Annotated in this window: 13 protein-coding genes; 4 read left to right on the top strand and 9 right to left on the bottom strand. The window is 73.1% G+C overall.

Annotation, left to right across the window (positions count from 1 at the left end; all coding sequences use genetic code 11):
* Positions 1-259 precede the first annotated feature (259 nt).
* Genes ABT122_RS10090 through ssd form a run of 7 tightly spaced genes read right to left on the bottom strand, consistent with a single transcriptional unit; the run spans position 260 to position 5,107 of the window.
* Positions 260-628, bottom strand: a complete 369-nt coding sequence (locus ABT122_RS10090; RefSeq protein ID WP_351548163.1) for an Rv3654c family TadE-like protein — start codon at positions 626-628, stop codon at positions 260-262.
* Complete coding sequence (locus tag ABT122_RS10085) at positions 625-1,017, bottom strand: TadE family type IV pilus minor pilin (RefSeq protein WP_351548156.1); 393 nt, start codon at positions 1,015-1,017, stop codon at positions 625-627. The genes ABT122_RS10090 and ABT122_RS10085 overlap by 4 nt, the downstream gene beginning before the upstream one ends.
* A complete protein-coding gene (locus ABT122_RS10080) occupies positions 1,004-1,210 on the bottom strand; it encodes a DUF4244 domain-containing protein (protein WP_351548153.1) in 207 nt (68 codons plus the stop codon). The genes ABT122_RS10085 and ABT122_RS10080 overlap by 14 nt, the downstream gene beginning before the upstream one ends.
* 33 nt (positions 1,211-1,243) lie before the next feature.
* Positions 1,244-2,017 (bottom strand): type II secretion system F family protein, encoded by a 774-nt coding sequence (locus tag ABT122_RS10075; RefSeq protein ID WP_351548150.1) that lies wholly within the window; start codon positions 2,015-2,017, stop codon positions 1,244-1,246.
* A complete protein-coding gene (locus tag ABT122_RS10070; protein ID WP_351548185.1) occupies positions 2,014-2,841 on the bottom strand; it encodes a type II secretion system F family protein in 828 nt (275 codons plus the stop codon). The genes ABT122_RS10075 and ABT122_RS10070 overlap by 4 nt, the downstream gene beginning before the upstream one ends.
* A 20-nt stretch (positions 2,842-2,861) precedes the next feature.
* The gene (locus ABT122_RS10065; protein WP_351548147.1) at positions 2,862-4,010 is read right to left on the bottom strand and encodes a TadA family conjugal transfer-associated ATPase; all 1,149 of its coding nucleotides are present in this window, start codon (positions 4,008-4,010) and stop codon (positions 2,862-2,864) included.
* The gene (gene ssd / locus ABT122_RS10060; protein WP_351548144.1) at positions 4,007-5,107 is read right to left on the bottom strand and encodes a septum site-determining protein Ssd; all 1,101 of its coding nucleotides are present in this window, start codon (positions 5,105-5,107) and stop codon (positions 4,007-4,009) included. The genes ABT122_RS10065 and ssd overlap by 4 nt, the downstream gene beginning before the upstream one ends.
* Positions 5,108-5,575: 468 nt before the next feature.
* On the opposite strand from ssd, the gene ABT122_RS10055 reads away from it, so the two are divergent.
* Positions 5,576-6,472 (top strand): HAD family hydrolase, encoded by an 897-nt coding sequence (locus tag ABT122_RS10055; protein ID WP_351548141.1) that lies wholly within the window; start codon positions 5,576-5,578, stop codon positions 6,470-6,472.
* A gap of 392 nt (positions 6,473-6,864) precedes the next feature.
* Here the strand turns inward: ABT122_RS10055 and ABT122_RS10050 are convergent, their stop codons facing one another.
* Positions 6,865-7,713, bottom strand: a complete 849-nt coding sequence (locus ABT122_RS10050; RefSeq protein ID WP_351548139.1) for a Fic family protein — start codon at positions 7,711-7,713, stop codon at positions 6,865-6,867.
* A gap of 101 nt (positions 7,714-7,814) precedes the next feature.
* Here ABT122_RS10050 and ABT122_RS10045 point away from each other — a divergent pair, with 101 nt between their 5' ends.
* The gene (locus ABT122_RS10045) at positions 7,815-8,810 is read left to right on the top strand and encodes an ATP-binding protein (protein ID WP_351548137.1); all 996 of its coding nucleotides are present in this window, start codon (positions 7,815-7,817) and stop codon (positions 8,808-8,810) included.
* Here the strand turns inward: ABT122_RS10045 and ABT122_RS10040 are convergent.
* Positions 8,788-10,089 (bottom strand): polysaccharide deacetylase family protein, encoded by a 1,302-nt coding sequence (locus ABT122_RS10040; RefSeq protein ID WP_351548134.1) that lies wholly within the window; start codon positions 10,087-10,089, stop codon positions 8,788-8,790. The genes ABT122_RS10045 and ABT122_RS10040 overlap by 23 nt on opposite strands.
* A 288-nt stretch (positions 10,090-10,377) precedes the next feature.
* Between ABT122_RS10040 and ABT122_RS10035 the strand changes: the two genes are divergently transcribed.
* Positions 10,378-12,717 carry a bifunctional SulP family inorganic anion transporter/carbonic anhydrase gene (locus ABT122_RS10035; protein ID WP_351548131.1) on the top strand — a complete coding sequence of 780 codons (2,340 nt, stop codon included), beginning with the start codon at positions 10,378-10,380 and terminating at the stop codon, positions 12,715-12,717.
* A gap of 364 nt (positions 12,718-13,081) precedes the next feature.
* On the top strand, positions 13,082-15,037 hold the full coding sequence (gene acs, locus ABT122_RS10030; RefSeq protein WP_351548128.1) for an acetate--CoA ligase: 1,956 nt from the start codon (positions 13,082-13,084) through the stop codon (positions 15,035-15,037).
* Positions 15,038-15,385: the final 348 nt, after the last annotated feature.

Here is a 15,385-nt window from a genome sequence, read left to right as displayed (position 1 = left end):
CGGGCCGAGGCACGAAAGCCAGCCCCTCCGGCGTTTGAGGAGCGGGGGTTCGGGGGCCGGCCCCCGACCGTGGCCCGCACCGTGCGGGACCTTGTGGCACAGGGTCCGTCCTCGAACTCCCCCGGAGGCGGCTGGGACCGGCCCGGGCCCCCGTCCGCGCACGGGGCCGTCCTCGGCCCCCAAGAGGCTCCGGAAGCATCCCCACTGCCCTCGGCGCCCCAGGGCGCCGGCCCCGGCCGCGAGGGCCCGGAACACCCCCTCAGCGCCCGACCGTGACCAGGGCCGCCATGGGCGGGCCCGCCCGGGAGCGAACCTCCGGGGCGTAGGGGCCGAACCGGACCCGAGCGGTCACCTCGGCGATCTCCCCCACCAGCACACACCTCACCACCTCCGCCCCCTGAGCCCGCGCCACCTCCCCCGCCTTCGCGCAAGCGACATCCCGGCCCGGCAGAGCATGATCAGCCGCGGCCAGCGCCGCGAGGTCCGCCGACGCCCCCGCCCGGTGACGGGTCGCCACCGCCTGGCCGAGGGCCAGCACCACGGCGAACACCGCGCAGAGCGCCGCCACCCCCACCACCACCCACACGGTCGCCGAGCCCTCATCGGACCCGGGGGCTCGCCCGGTCACCACGCGTCCTCCGCGAACGCCGCCGCCTCGGCGCTCAGGGTCAGGGAGAGCGCCCCCGGCCCGGGAGCCGGTGCCGCCACCCGGACCCGCCAGAGGTCACCCGCGCGCCGCAGCGCCACCTCGGCACCGGGCGGCGCGGCCGAGCGGGCGGCGGCGACGACCACGTCACGGGATTCGGATCTGGCCGCCGCCCGGGCCCCGGCCCGGGCCGCGTCCACGCACTGGATCTGGGCCGCGGCCGCCATCAGCGCCCACACCAGCGCCAGTGTGAACACCACCAGCGCGGGCAGCGCCACCGCCGCCTCCGCGGTGACCGAACCCCGGTCACTCCGACGGCCCCGAACGGCCAGAACGGCCCGCACGGGCGCCCGGTCGTCAGAACTGCGCATCGAGCGCCCTTCCGACCAGCGACTCCAGCGCGCCCGCGACCGCCCCACTGGTCACGATCTTGTACAGCACCGCCGCGAAGGCGCACGCGGCCAGCGTCGCCATCGCGTACTCGGACGTCGCCATGCCCGCGTCCCCGCCCCGCCGCACCCGCGACAGCCGCGCCCGCACCCACGCCCGCACCGGATTCCCCATGTCAGCCTCCTGAGAGTTCTTGTCAGTCACCGTTCAACCACCGTTCAACAGCCCTCGCGCGAGACCGATCAGCACCGGCGCCACCCCGACCGCCAGGAACGCGGGCAGAAAGCACAGCCCCACCGGCGCGGTGATCAGCACCTGTGCCCTGCGCCCCCGGGCCGTGGCCGCACGGGCCCGGTCCGCACGCAGCCGCTCCGCCAGCCGGGCCACCGGCCTCGCGGCCGGGGCGCCCGTGGAGTCGGCCCGCTCCAGGGCGCGGGCCAGCTCCGCCGCACCGGGGAGCAGACCGAAGGAGCCCCAGGCCCGCGCCGGTTCACCGCCGAGCCGCAGCTCGGCCGCCACCTGGGTCAGCCGCTCCCCCGCCGGGCCGCCCAGGGCCTCACCGACCGCCTCGGCCGCCTCGCGCGGCGCCGCCCCGGCCGAGACACAGGCCGCCAGCAGATCGGCCGCCAGCGGCAGACCGGGCTCCACCGCCGGGCCGGACTCACCGGCCCCCGCCGACCGGGCCCGCCGACGGCGCCATGTCCCCCAGCCCGCGGCGAGCCCCACCGCCAGGCCGGGCACCCCCTCGACCAGGACCCAGCAGACGATCACCACACCCAGCGGCGCACCCCACCCCCGGGCCCACACCCCGGCCGCCGGCCACCGGCGCCGACGGCCCGCCCGCACCGGCCCGAGCAGCGCCTCGCCCCGCCCGCGCGCCCTGCGCCCGCCCCGGTAAGCGGCTGCCACGAGCACCAGGCAGACCAGCGCGGCGAGCAGCGCGACCACCACCGCCGGCCCTCGGACCGCCTCCCCCGTCACCGTTCCTCCCCGCCGCGCACGATCCGCGCGGCCCAGCACAGCCCCGCCGCCTCCAGCACGGCTCCGGCCAGCAGGCACACCAGGCCCTCGGGGGTGTGGAACAGCACCCTCAGCGGGTCGGCCCCCAGGGCCCACCCGATCGCCAGCGCGGCCACGGGGAGCAGGGCCAGCAGCCCGACGGTGGACCGCGCGCCCGCCAACTGGGCTCTCAGCTCATCCCGCTGGTCCCGCTCCGCCCGCAGCGCGGCCTCCAGCCGGTCGAGCCCCGCCGCCAGACCCGCGCCGCTCTCCACGGCCACCCGCCAGCAGGCCGCCACCCCCGCCAGCCCGGCGGCGCCCGGTTCCCCGGCCGCCTCCCGCAGCGCCCGCGGCACATCGCCGCCGAACCGGGCCGCCGCCGTCACCGCCGTGCGCGCCCCGCCCAGGCCACCGGTGGCCCCGGCGGCGGACACCAGCGCCGGCCCCGGCTGGAGCCCCGCCCTCAGCTCACCGGCGACCGCGCCGCACAGCGCGATGACCGCGTGGGCCCGCCGCTCGCGCTCCCGCCGCCGCTCCCCGGCCCGGAGCCGGCGCCGCACCAGCGGCACCGCCCCGGCCCCGGCGATCAGTGGCAGCACCGACTCCGCGAGACCCGCGAGGACCAGCGCCACCGGCAGGCACAGCCACTCCCGCCGCAGCCGCGCGGCCGGCCGCAGCCTCTCCGGGGCCCACCAGGGGGCCTGCCGCACCGTGCCGCCGCCCGCCAGCAGCAGCCGCGCCCGCGCCGCGCCCCGGTCCCGGCCGGCCACCAGCAGGGCCGCGGCTCCCGCGCACACCACCGCCATGTGCGGCGAATCCGCCGCGATCACAGCGCACCTCCCGCCAGCCGCCGCAGCCGCTCCCAGCCCCGCTCACGGATGAACGCCTCCGCGCCCCACCGCAGCGCCGGCACCGTGCGCACCAGCCCCGCCGCGTCCCGCTCCAGGACGTGCACCTCGGCGAGCCGCCGCCGGCCGTCCCGGTCCCGCGCGAGATGGATCACGACCGAGAGGGCCGCCGCCAGCTGGCTGTGGAGCGCGGCCCGGTCCAGACCCGCGGCCGTCCCGAGCGCCTCCAGCCGCGCCGGGACATCCGCCGCCGCGTTGGCGTGGACCGTGCCCGAGCCCCCTTCGTGGCCGGTGTTGAGAGCCGCCAGCAACTCGGTGACCTCCGCGCCCCGGACCTCCCCGACGACCAGCCGGTCCGGCCGCATCCGCAGCGCCTGGCGCACCAGGTCCCGCAGGGTGACCCGGCCCGCGCCCTCCTGGTTCGCCGGCCGCGACTCCAGCCGCACCACATGGGGATGCCCGGGGCGCAGCTCCGCCGAGTCCTCCGCGAGCACGATCCGCTCCCGCTCGCCGACGAGCCCGAGCAGCGCCGCGAGCAGGGTGGTCTTCCCGCTTCCCGTGCCACCGCTGATCAGATACGACAGCCGGGCGTCCACCAGGGCCCGCAGCACCCGGTCCCCTCCCGGCGGCACCGTGCCCGCCGCCACCAGCTCCGCCATCGAGAACGCCCGGGGGCGCACCACCCGCAGCGACAGACAGGTGGAGCCGACGGCCACCGGAGGGACGACGGCGTGCATCCGGGTCCCGTCGGGCAGCCGGGCGTCCACCCAGGGCCGGGCGTCGTCGAGCCGCCGTCCGGCCACGGCGGCGAGCCGCTGGGCCAGCCTGCGCACCGCCGCCGCGTCCGCGAAGCGCACCCCTGTGGGCTCCAGGCCGTGCCCCCGGTCCACCCACACCCGGTCGGGCGCGGAGACCAGCACATCCGTGACCTCCGGGTCGGCGAGCAGCGGCTCCAGCGGCCCGGTCCCCACCAGTTCGCACCGGAGCCGTTCGGTGCCGCCGAGGACCTCGGCGTCGCCCAGCAGCCGGCCCTGCGCGCGGAGGGCCGCGGCGACCCGCGCCGGAGTGGGCTCGGCGCCGCTCTCCGCGAGCCGCTGCCGCACGGCGTCCAGCAGACCGGCGCTCACGACCCGGCTCCCTCGGCCAGGGCCCGGTCCCAGAAGGCGGTGCAGAACCTCGCCAGCGGGCCCGCGCCCGCGCCGGGCGGGCGCCCCTCCCCGAGGGCGGCGGTCAACTGGGGCTCCCAGGGCAGTTCGCCGACGAGCGGCAGGCCGAGCGAGGCGGCGACCCAGCCGTCGTCGAGACCCGAGGTGTACGGGCCGCGCGCCACCACCCGCAGATCCCGCAGCACCGGGCTCGCCGCCGCGGCCACCCGGCCGGCCGCGGCGACCGCCCTCAGCTCGCCCGGCACCACCAGCAGCCCGAGGTCGGTCTGGGCCAGCGCCTCCGCCACCGCGTCGTCCACCCGGCGCGGCAGATCGACCACGACCACCCCGCCCCGCCTGCGGGCCGCCGCCAGCACCGAGCGCATCGCCTCGGGCGGTACCACCACCGCGTCGCCCCGGTCCCAGCTCAGCACCCGCAACTGATGCAGTTCGGGCAGCGACTCCTCCAGGGCGCCGCCCGCCACCCGCCCCTTGGAAGCGGCGAAATCCGGCCATCTCCTGCCCTCGGCGTGCTCCCCGCCGAGCAGGACGTCGATGCCTCCGCCGAGCGGATCGGCGTCGACCAGCATGGTGCGCCGGCCGCCGCGCGCGGCCGTCACCGCGAGCGCGCAGGCCAGGGTGGAGGCCCCGGCCCCGCCCCTGCCCCCGATCACCGCGACCGTGAGCGCGCTCTCTCCCGCGCCCTCCGCCGCGTCGGCGATCCGGTCGACCAGCCAGGGCTCCGCCTCGGGCAGCCGCAGCACGGTGTCGGCCCCGATTTCCACGGCGAGCCGCCAGACATCCGGGTCGTCCCGGTCCCGGCCGACGAGCAGCACACCGCTTCGGCGGGCGGCTCCCCGGCAGCGGGCGGCGGCATCGTCCCCGACGAGCACCAGCGGGGCGGCCTCCCAGCTCCCCCGGGACTCCGGCACCGCGTGGTGGACTTCCGGCTCGACCCCGGCGGCGGCGCACAGCCGCAGCAGATCGTCCAGCAGATCCAGATCCTCGGTGACGATCAGAGGCCCCGCCCGCCGCTCCTCCGCGGGCGGCGCCCCCTTCGATGTGATGGTTCCAGCCACGATCTCCACCCCCTGCTTACCGCGATCCCGCCGCGAAACGAGATCCCTGATTCCCGGGCCCCGCGAACTGCGCGGCCGGAATCACGGTGCGATGCACTCGAAAATGGTGTGGATCTTGCCGAAAAACTGTGGACAACCGGCCGCCTGTGAATATCCCGGTAGCCCATACCGGTGACTCCCAGCCGCACCTCTTCCGCTACGCACAGTGACGATGCAGGGTGAGGGAAGAGCGGTGCCGACCAGGGCGCCAGAAGCGGGGAGGGGCCGAAGTGGATCTCGTACGGAGCAGTGAAACGCATCCGGACATGCGACGACCCCCGCCGGGGGGGAGAGCGGGGGTCGTCTCTCCGGCCGGCTCGGGGGGGGGAGGAGCCGGACCGGGTTAGCACGGTCGCGAACGATCCGTGACTTCCATGGTGTACCCGAGAGCCTTCTCAGGCAAACCCACACGCCCGGAGGCTACGCCGAATGGCGGGCACCTATGCTCTGCTCGTGGAAAACCACTCCTTGCCTCGCGCAGCCGCGTTCTTTGACCTGGACAAGACGGTCATTGCGAAGTCATCGACGCTGACCTTCAGCAAGTCCTTCTACCAAGGCGGCCTGATCAACCGGCGGGCCGTACTGCGCACCGCCTATGTGCAGTTCGTTTTTCTCGCGGGCGGTGCCGACCACGACCAGATGGAGCGGATGCGGGAGTACCTCTCCGCCCTCTGCAAGGGCTGGAACGTCCAGCAGGTGAAGGAGCTCGTCGCCGAGACCCTGCACGATCTGATCGACCCGATCATTTACGACGAGGCCGCCTCGCTCATCGAGGAGCACCACACCGCGGGCCGCGATGTGGTCATTGTCTCCACCTCGGGAGCCGAGGTCGTCGAGCCCATCGGCGAGCTGCTCGGCGCCGACCGGGTGGTCGCCACCCGCATGGTGGTGGGTGATGACGGCTGCTTCACCGGCGAAGTGGAGTACTACGCGTACGGACCGACCAAAGCGGAGGCCATCAGGGAACTGGCCGAGTCCGAGGGATACGACCTCTCCCGCTGTTATGCCTACAGCGACTCCGCCACCGATGTGCCGATGCTGGAATCCGTGGGCCATCCGTACGCGGTGAATCCGGACCGGGCGCTGCGCCGCGAGGCGAGCGCCCGGGAGTGGCCGATTCTCGTCTTCAACCGCCCGGTGCGGCTGAAGCAGCGGCTGCCCGCCTTCGCCATGCCTCCCCGGCCGGCCCTGGTGGCAGCCGCGGCCGTGGGCGCGGCTGCGGCCACCGCCGGGCTGGTCTGGTACGCCAGCCGCCGGCGCGGCGCGGCGGCCCGGACGGCCGCCTCGGCCCTGGATGATCTCGCCAACCGATTCGCCCGTATTTGAACCTGAAAGTAAAGAAGTGCGGTAAAGGGTTCCGCTTCTCCGGGCGCTGGAGTACAAAGGAGTCAACGGCCCGCGAGACCAAGGACATCCGAGAGGATCACCTATCACGCAGTAAGGCCCCACGGACCGATGCATGGAAGCCGGGCACCCACGCGACGTCGACCCGTCGAATACGGGCCAGCCGCACCAGGTATACGGACAGAAGTTTCCGGCCTGATGGGCGCAGCACATCGAGGACGCTTGGTAACCCGGCCCACATGCCAGCGGCGGTACCGCGATCGGTACCGCCGCAACCCTGTCCGGAGGGCTCCCGGGCCGGCCCGGGAGCACGGCCACGATCCCTCCCGGAGCCCCCGTCCGGCTCCGGCGGCCGGGGTCCGGACCGGTTCACCTCAGGCCGCGCCGCGCTGAAGCGCCTCGCAGACCGCCGTCGACTCCCGGGCACCCAGCTGCACCGCGCGCCCGCAGTGCGCGATCCAGCCCGCCACGCCCTCCGGCGTCCCGGTCAGATATCCGTCGAGAGCCGCCGCATACGCCGCCCGCCCCTGCTCCGCGTGGCCGACCTCGGCCGGGCAGATCGACTTCGGGTCGAGTCCGCTGCCGATCAGGACCACCCGTTCGGCGGCCCGCGCCACCAGTCCGTTGTGCGAGCCGAAGGGGCGCAGGGCCAGCAGTTCGCCGTGGACCACGGCGGCCAGCACCAGCGCCGGGGCGGAGCTGCCCGCGAGGATCAGCCCGGCCAGGCCGTCCAGCCGGCCGCTCACCTCCGCCGCGCCGGGGAGCGGGGCCTCGATCAGCGGCTCGTCGACCGGCTCACCCGCCAGCCGAGGCCGGCCCGCGCTCTCGTCGTCGCCGGACCCGCCCGCCGCGAGCAGATGCAGTCTGGCCAGCACCCGCAGCGGTGACTGCCGCCAGACGGAGAGCAGTTGACCGGACTCGGCGGTCAGCCGCAGCGCCGCCCCGACCGTCCGGGACTCGGGCTCGCCGCTGAAGTCGGTCCTTCTGCGGACCTCCTCCAGCGCCCAGTCCGCGCCGGACAGCGCGGCGGACCCCCGGGCCCCGCGCAGGGCCGCTTCCGCGGTGATCTCGTTGCTCCGCCGACGCATCACCCGGTGCCCGTAGACCCGGTCGACCGCCGTGCGCACCGCGTCGACGGAGCCGGCCACTCCCGGCAGCGAGCCGAGAACGGCCAGCGGGTCGGACGACGGAACCGATGAGGAGGACGACGTATTCGCGCTCATGGTCAGCGAGGCTACGCGCCGCCCCCGCGCGCCCCACCCCGGAGGTCTTTCTTCCGCCTATTCGCCCACACCGGGCGATCGAACCACTACCCTAGGTGAACATGAAGATCGCTTTCGTAGGGAAGGGCGGCAGCGGCAAGACCACGCTGTCCTCGCTCTTCATCCGTCATCTGGCCGCCAACGAGGCATCGGTTGTCGCGGTCGACGCAGACATCAACCAGCACCTGGGGACCGCGCTCGGTCTCGACGAGGAGCAGGCCGCCGCGCTGCCCGCGATGGGCTCCCAGCTTCCGCTGATCAAGGAGTATCTGCGGGGTTCCAACCCCCGGATCGCGTCCGCCGAGACCATGATCAAGACAACGCCCCCGGGTACGGGCTCCCGGCTGCTGCGGGTGCGCGAGGAGAACCCGGTCTACGACGCCTGCGCGCGCACGGTCCACCTCGACGACGGGGACATCCGGCTGATGGCGACCGGCCCCTTCACCGAGTCGGATCTCGGCGTGGCCTGCTACCACTCCAAGGTCGGCGCGGTGGAGCTGTGCCTCAACCACCTGGTCGACGGGGACGACGAGTACGTGGTGGTCGACATGACCGCCGGGTCGGACTCCTTCGCGTCCGGGATGTTCACCCGCTTCGACATGACCTTCCTGGTGGCCGAGCCGACCCTCAAGGGAGTCTCCGTCTACCGCCAGTACAAGGAGTACGCGCGGGACTTCGGCATCGCGCTGAAGGTCGTCGGGAACAAGGTGCAGGGCCGGGACGATGTGGAGTTCCTGCGCACGGAGGTCGGTGAGGACCTGCTGGTCACGATCGGGCACTCCAACTGGGTGCGGGCGATGGAGAAGGGCCGGCCCCAGCACTTCGAGCTGCTGGAGGCGGAGAACCGCATGTCGCTCCAGACCCTCCAGAACGCGGCCGAGGACTCCTACGGGCAGCGCGACTGGGAGCGCTACACCCGCCAGATGGTGCACTTCCATCTGAAGAACGCGGAGAGCTGGGGAAACGCGAGGACAGGGGCCGACCTGGCGGCGCAGGTCGACCCCTCCTTCGTCCTCCGTGAGGAGATCGCCGGCGTCAATGACCCGCTGCCGGCCTGACCACCGGTGAGGCGGCCGTGACCCGCTTGGCGGGCTTCCCCGGCTGACCGGCCGGGGCCGGGGGCTGGGCGGCGAGGAAGGCCGCCCAGCCGTCCTTGGGCGCCTGGCCGACCTCCAGTGTGCGCAGCTTCGCCAGCACCCGCGGGTCCTGGGCGTCGAGCCAGTCGGCGAGCTGCTTGAAGGAGACGCAGCGCACGTCCTTCCGCACGCACACCGAGGCGATCGACTCCTCGATGGCGCGCATATAGGTGCCGCCGTTCCAGGACTCGAAGTGGTTGCCGATGATCAGCGGCGCCCGGTTGCCGTCGTACGCCCGCTCGAAGGCCTGGATGAGACCGTCCCGCATCTGGTCGCCCCAGTACTCGTGCGACGCGGGGTCGCCCTGGGACGTGCCCGACTGGTTGACCATGAAGTTGTAGTCCATCGAGAGCGTCTCGAAGTCGCGGCCGGGGAACGGGACCAACTGGAGCGAGAGGTCCCACAGACCCTCGTCCTTCTCCGGCCAGATCTGGTCGTTGACGCCGCTGGTGTCGTAGCGGAAGCCCAGTTCGCCCGCCGCGCGGACGAAGTTGGCGCGCCCCTCCAGGCAGGGGGTGCGCGCCCCGACGAGTTCCTTGTCGTAGTCGAAGGGCAGGGGCTCCTCCTTCGTCAGGCCGGAGTTCGACTTCCAGTTCTTCACAAAGGACTTGGCCTGGCTGATCTCGCTCTTCCACTCGTCGACCGACCAGGTGCCCACTCCGCCCTCCGGACCGCAGAAGTGGCCATTGAAGTGGGTTCCCACCTCATTGCCCTCCTGCCAGGCCCCGCGCAGTTCGCGGACGGTGTTCCGGATGCCCTCGGAATCATTGAATCCGATATCGGATCGCCCGGCGGAGTGCTGCGGCGGCAGATACAGGGACGACTTCTCCTCGGGGAGGAGATAGACGCCGCTGAGGAAGTAGGTCATGGTGGCGCCGTACTTGGTGCCCACCTTGCGGAAGTGGGAGAAGAGCCGCTGGCTGTCCTCCCCCGCGCCGTCCCAGGAGTAGACGACGAACTGCGGCGGCCGCTCGCCGGGCTTCAGCCGCTCGGGCCGCAGCTGCCGGGGCTGGGCCCCGGTGAAAGCGGTGGAGCCGTCGCCGATCAGCCTCGGCGCCGCCTTGGGGGCGGGGGCGGCCTTCTTCGCTCCCGGCGCGCCCCCTTCCCGGGCATCCCCGCCGGAGTCGGCGCATCCCCCGAGTCCTGCGATCACGGCCGTGGCTGCCACACCCACGGCGACCCTCTTCGCGGCGGCCTTCATCCGCCCACCCACTTTCATATGACTTTGTGCTTTTCGGACTGGCGTCGCCGGAGCCAAAGTCACATCGGGTGGTCAAAGGGGGTGTTCGACGAGCCGCATTAAGCGCACTAATCACTGAATCGAGTGAAACACTGCCCCATTTGCCCGGAAAATCTAGCCAAGGTCTTTACTCTGCATTACGATCAATTTACTGAAAACTGAAAGTTGAGTATCCCGCCGCTGCAAGCCGTGCCCCACGGCCGCGCCCCACTTTCCGCGACCGCGCCGCCCCGGAGGAGACGGGAAACCATGTCCGCCTGCGTCCCCACCCGCACCGACGATCCCTCGGACCAGCCCCGGAAGCCCGGCCCGGCCGGCGCCGACGGCGCTCCCCCGTCCGGCGGAGCCCCCCACCGATTCCGTATCGCGGGCTCCGATCTGTCCGCGTCCATCTCCGTTTTCCTGATCGCGCTGCCGCTCTCCCTGGGCATCGCACTCGCCACCGGCGCCCCGCTTCAGGCGGGGCTGGTGGCGGCGGCCGTCGGCGGCATCGTCGTCGGCCGGTTCGGCGGGGCTCCGCTCCAGGTCAGCGGCCCCGCTGCCGGGCTGACCGTCGTCACCGCCGATCTGATCCAGCAGTACGGCTGGCGCGTCACCTGCGCCATCACCGTGCTCGCCGGCTTCGCCCAACTGGGCCTCGCCGCCCTGCGGGTGGCCCGCTCGGCGCTCGCCGTCAGCCCGGCGATCGTCCACGGCATGCTCGCCGGCATCGGCGTCACCATCGCGCTGGCACAGCTCCACATCGTGCTCGGCGGCACCCCGCAGAGCTCGGCCGTCGAGAATGTCCGGGCGCTGCCCGCCCAGTTGGCCGCCCTGCACCCCGCCGCCATCTCGGTCAGCGCGCTGACCATCGCCGTCCTGCTGGCCTGGCCCCGGATTCCGGGGCGCACGGGCCGGCTGATGCGGAAGATGCCGGCCGCGCTCGCCGCCGTGGCGGGAGCCACCACGGCCGCCGCGCTCGCCTCGCTCCATCTGCCCCGGGTCGACCTGCCCTCCTGGAGCAGCCACGCCCTGCCCGCGATGCCCGACGGGCCCGTGCTCGGACTGATCGCCGCCGTGCTGACCATCACCCTCGTCGGCAGTGTGGAGTCCCTGCTGTCGGCGGTGGCCGTGGACAAACTGGCGGCGGCCCGCAAGACACCCTCCGTCCGGGTGCCGCGCGCCGACCTCGACCGGGAGCTGGCCGGGCAGGGAGCGGCCAATGTGGTCTCCGGCGCCCTCGGCGGGCTGCCCATCACCGGAGTGGCCGTGCGCAGCTCGGCGAATGTCGCGGCCGGAGCAGTGAGCCGCAACTCCACGATGCTCCACGGCCTGTGGGTGGTGCTCGCCGCGCTGCTGCTGGTTCCCGTCCTCGACCTGATCCCGCTGGCCGCGCTGGCCGCGCTGGTGATGGTCGTCGGCGTCCAGATGGTCAACATCACCCATCTGCGCAGCGTCCGGCGGAACCGCGAAATGCTGGTGTACGCGGTGACCCTGGCCTCCGTGGTCGCCACCGGGGTGCTGGAGGGGGTGGTGATCGGGATCGCGGTGGCGGTCGCGGTCGCGCTCCACCGGCTGACCCGCACCCGGATCACCGAGGAGGAGCAGGACGGGCGCCGCCGGGTGCGGGTCCGCGGCCAGCTGACCTTCCTCGCGGTGCCCCGGCTGAGCCGGGCGCTGAACCAGGTGCCCACGGGCAGCGACTGCGTGGTCGAGCTGGACGGCTCCTTCATGGACCACGCGGCGCACGAGGCGCTGCACGACTGGCAGACCGCCCATGTGGCCCAGGGCGGGACGGTGGAGTTCACCGGCCGCTCCGGCTCGCGGATCAGCGAACCCGCGTCGGAGACCCACGGCTGCTGCCGCCCCTGGACCCCCTGGCGCAACCACCACTGCGACGGCCGGCCCGACCGGGCCACCGCGCACCCGCTGGCCGACGGCGTCAGCTCCTTCCAGCGCGACACGGCCCCGCTGGTCCGCGACGAACTGGCCCGGCTGGAGCGGGAGGGCCAGCGCCCCTCCCAGCTCTTCCTCACCTGCGCCGACTCCCGGGTGGTCACCAGCATGATCACGGCCAGCGGTCCCGGGGATCTCTTCACCGTGCGCAATATGGGCAATCTGGTGCCCCTGCCCGGCGCGGAGAGCGGCGACGACTCGGTGGCGGCGGCGATCGAGTACGCCGTGGAGGTGCTCCAGGTCGGCTCGATCACCGTCTGCGGACACTCCGGCTGCGGTGCGATGCAGGCGCTGCTCTCCGCTCCCCCGATCGGTGCCCACACCCCGCTGCGGCGCTGGCTGCGGCACGGGCGGCCCAGCCTGGAGCGCATGCGGAGCCGGAACCGCTCCTGGGTCCGGATCTCCGGCCGGCTGCCGATCGACGCCGTGGAGCAGTTGTCCCTGACCAATGTGGTGCAGCAGATGGAGCATCTGCGGGCCCATGAAGCGGTGGCACGGCGGCTCGCCGAGGGCACGCTGAAGCTGTACGGAATGTACTTCCACGTCGGCGAGGCCCAGGCCTATCTGCTCGCGAGCGGCGACGAACACCCCTATGACGTCGTCTTCGACCGGGTCGCCCCCGCCTCCTCATCCCTGGCGAAGACCCGCACCTGACCCCGCACCTGCCCCCCCGTACCCACACCGGCCCGTATCCCGCCCGGCCCGTATCCGATCCGTGGCCACGGCCCCGCCCGCCCCCGGCCGTTCATCCGTCCAGGGGAGATCTGAACCGGCCGGCCGCCCCCGCCGTGGGTAGGGGTGGGCCCCTCCTTCTCGCCGCCCGGGAAGGAGGGGCCCATCCACATGGCACCATCGGCACCGTCCGCCCCGATGCGCCCTCCGGGGTCCGGCCATCCCTTCGACGACCTCAATAGGTCTAAACCAATTATCGGAAGGCTCTTGTCACCCGGCCCTCCGGCTGGTGAGCTATGGCCTCGGACACATACGCACAGAGGACGCCCTGGGAAAGGGAGATGTCGTGAGCAACGAAAGCCTGGCCAACCTGCTCAAGGAAGAGCGCCGCTTCGCGCCGCCGACCGAGCTGGCCGCGAACGCCAATGTGACGGCGGACGCGTACGAGCAGGCCAAGGCGGACAGGCTTGGCTTCTGGGCCGAGCAGGCGCGGAGGCTCACCTGGGCCACCGAGCCCACCGAGACCCTCGACTGGAGCAACCCGCCCTTCGCGAAGTGGTTCGCGGACGGCAAGCTGAATGTCGCGTACAACTGTGTGGACCGCCATGTCGAGGCCGGAAACGGCGACCGGGTGGCGATCCACTTCGAGGGCGAGCCCGGGGACAGCCGGGCCGTGACCTACGCCCAGCTCAAGGACGAGGTCTCGCGCGCCGCGAACGCCCTGACCGAGCTGGGGGTCCGCAAGGGCGACCGGGTCGCCGTCTATCTGCCGATGATCCCCGAGGCCGCCGTGGCGATGCTGGCCTGTGCCCGTATCGGCGCCGCGCACTCGGTGGTCTTCGGCGGCTTCTCGGCCGACGCCGTCGCCTCCCGTATCCAGGACGCGGACGCCAAGCTCGTCATCACCGCCGACGGCGGCTACCGCCGCGGCAAGCCGAGCGCGCTCAAGCCCGCGATCGACGAGGCCGTCGCCAAGTGCCCGCAGATCGAGCATGTGCTGGTGGTCCGGCGCACCGGCGAGGACACCGCCTTCACCGAGGGCCGTGACGTGTGGTGGCACGACATCGTGGACCGCCAGTCCACCGAGCACACCCCGGAGGCCTTCGAGGCGGAGCACCCGCTCTTCATCCTCTACACCTCGGGAACCACCGGGAAGCCCAAGGGCATCCTGCACACCTCCGGCGGCTACCTCACCCAGGCGGCCTACACCCACCACGCCGTCTTCGACCTCAAGCCCGAGTCGGACGTCTACTGGTGTACGGCGGACATCGGCTGGGTGACCGGCCACTCCTACATCGTGTACGGGCCGCTGGCCAACGGCGCCACCCAGGTGATGTACGAGGGCACGCCCGACACCCCGCACCAGGGCCGGTTCTGGGAGATCGTCCAGAAGTACGGGGTCACCATCCTGTACACGGCGCCCACCGCGATCCGCACGTTCATGAAGTGGGGCGACGACATCCCCGCCAAGTTCGACCTGTCGAGCCTGCGAGTGCTCGGCTCGGTCGGCGAGCCGATCAACCCCGAGGCCTGGATCTGGTACCGCGAGCACATCGGCGCGGGGAAGACCCCGATCGTGGACACCTGGTGGCAGACCGAGACCGGCGCGATGATGATCTCGCCGCTGCCCGGCGTCACCGAGACCAAGCCCGGATCGGCGCAGCGGGCACTGCCCGGTATCGCGGCGACCGTCGTGGACGACGAGGCCAACGAGGTGCCCAACGGCGGGGGCGGCTATCTCGTCCTCACCGAGCCGTGGCCGTCGATGCTGCGCACCATCTGGGGTGACGATCAGCGGTTCATCGACACCTACTGGTCCCGCTTCGAGGGCAAGTACTTCGCGGGCGACGGCGCCAAGAAGGACGAGGACGGCGACATCTGGCTGCTGGGCCGGGTCGACGACGTGATGCTGGTCTCCGGCCACAACATCTCGACGACCGAGGTCGAGTCGGCGCTCGTCTCGCACCCCAAGGTCGCCGAGGCGGCGGTCGTCGGCGCGGCCGACGAGACGACCGGCCAGGCGATCGTCGCCTTTGTCATCCTGCGCGGCACGGCCACCGAGGACGAGGGCCTGGTGGCCGAGCTGCGCAACCACGTCGGGGCCACGCTGGGCCCGATCGCCAAGCCCAAGCGGGTACTGCCGGTGGCGGAGCTGCCGAAGACCCGTTCCGGCAAGATCATGCGCCGGCTGCTGCGCGATGTCGCGGAGAACCGGCAGCTGGGTGATGTCACCACGCTGACCGACTCCTCCGTGATGGATCTGATCCAGACGCGGCTGCCGAGCGCCGCCTCCGAGGACTGATCCCCCGAGCGCCCCCCGGGACCGCGAGGGCGCTCCCTACCGGCGCGGGGACCGGCACACGGACAACAGCGGAGACGACGGGCCCCCGGCGGACCACGCCGGGGGCCCGTCGTGCTGCCCACCGCCCCACCACCCCATCGCCCGTCTGTCCCACCGCCCCACCGCTCCTCTGCCTCTCTGCCTCTCTGCCTCTCTGTCCCAGCGCTCCTCTGTCCCACCGTTCCTCTGCCTCACCGCCCCCGGCCTGGGGCTTCGGGTTGAGGTGCCGGGCCCCGGGCACTTGGGTATGGTGAGGACTGCGTCAAAATCGCGACAAGAAGATCTGGGTGCGCCGGGAAGTCTGGTCGG

Origin of the sequence: Streptomyces sp. NPDC001985 (assembly GCF_040296845.1) — a bacterium.
Classification (GTDB): domain Bacteria; phylum Actinomycetota; class Actinomycetes; order Streptomycetales; family Streptomycetaceae; genus Streptomyces.
Note: the sequence above shows the minus strand (reverse complement) of the source record. Positions and strands in the feature narration are given on the sequence as shown.

Excerpts from the sequence above, each read along its gene's own strand:
- ABT122_RS10085 (WP_351548156.1), bottom strand. The coding sequence starts at position 1,017 with ATGCGCAGTTCTGACGACCGGGCGCCCGTGCGGGCCGTTCTGGCCGTT.
- ABT122_RS10080 (WP_351548153.1), bottom strand. The coding sequence starts at position 1,210 with ATGGGGAATCCGGTGCGGGCGTGGGTGCGGGCGCGGCTGTCGCGGGTG.
- ABT122_RS10070 (WP_351548185.1), bottom strand. The coding sequence starts at position 2,841 with ATGGCGGTGGTGTGCGCGGGAGCCGCGGCCCTGCTGGTGGCCGGCCGG.
- ABT122_RS10055 (WP_351548141.1), top strand. The coding sequence starts at position 5,576 with ATGGCGGGCACCTATGCTCTGCTCGTGGAAAACCACTCCTTGCCTCGC.
- ABT122_RS10050 (WP_351548139.1), bottom strand. The coding sequence starts at position 7,713 with ATGAGCGCGAATACGTCGTCCTCCTCATCGGTTCCGTCGTCCGACCCG.
- ABT122_RS10045 (WP_351548137.1), top strand. The coding sequence starts at position 7,815 with ATGAAGATCGCTTTCGTAGGGAAGGGCGGCAGCGGCAAGACCACGCTG.
- ABT122_RS10040 (WP_351548134.1), bottom strand. The coding sequence starts at position 10,089 with ATGAAGGCCGCCGCGAAGAGGGTCGCCGTGGGTGTGGCAGCCACGGCC.
- ABT122_RS10035 (WP_351548131.1), top strand. The coding sequence starts at position 10,378 with ATGTCCGCCTGCGTCCCCACCCGCACCGACGATCCCTCGGACCAGCCC.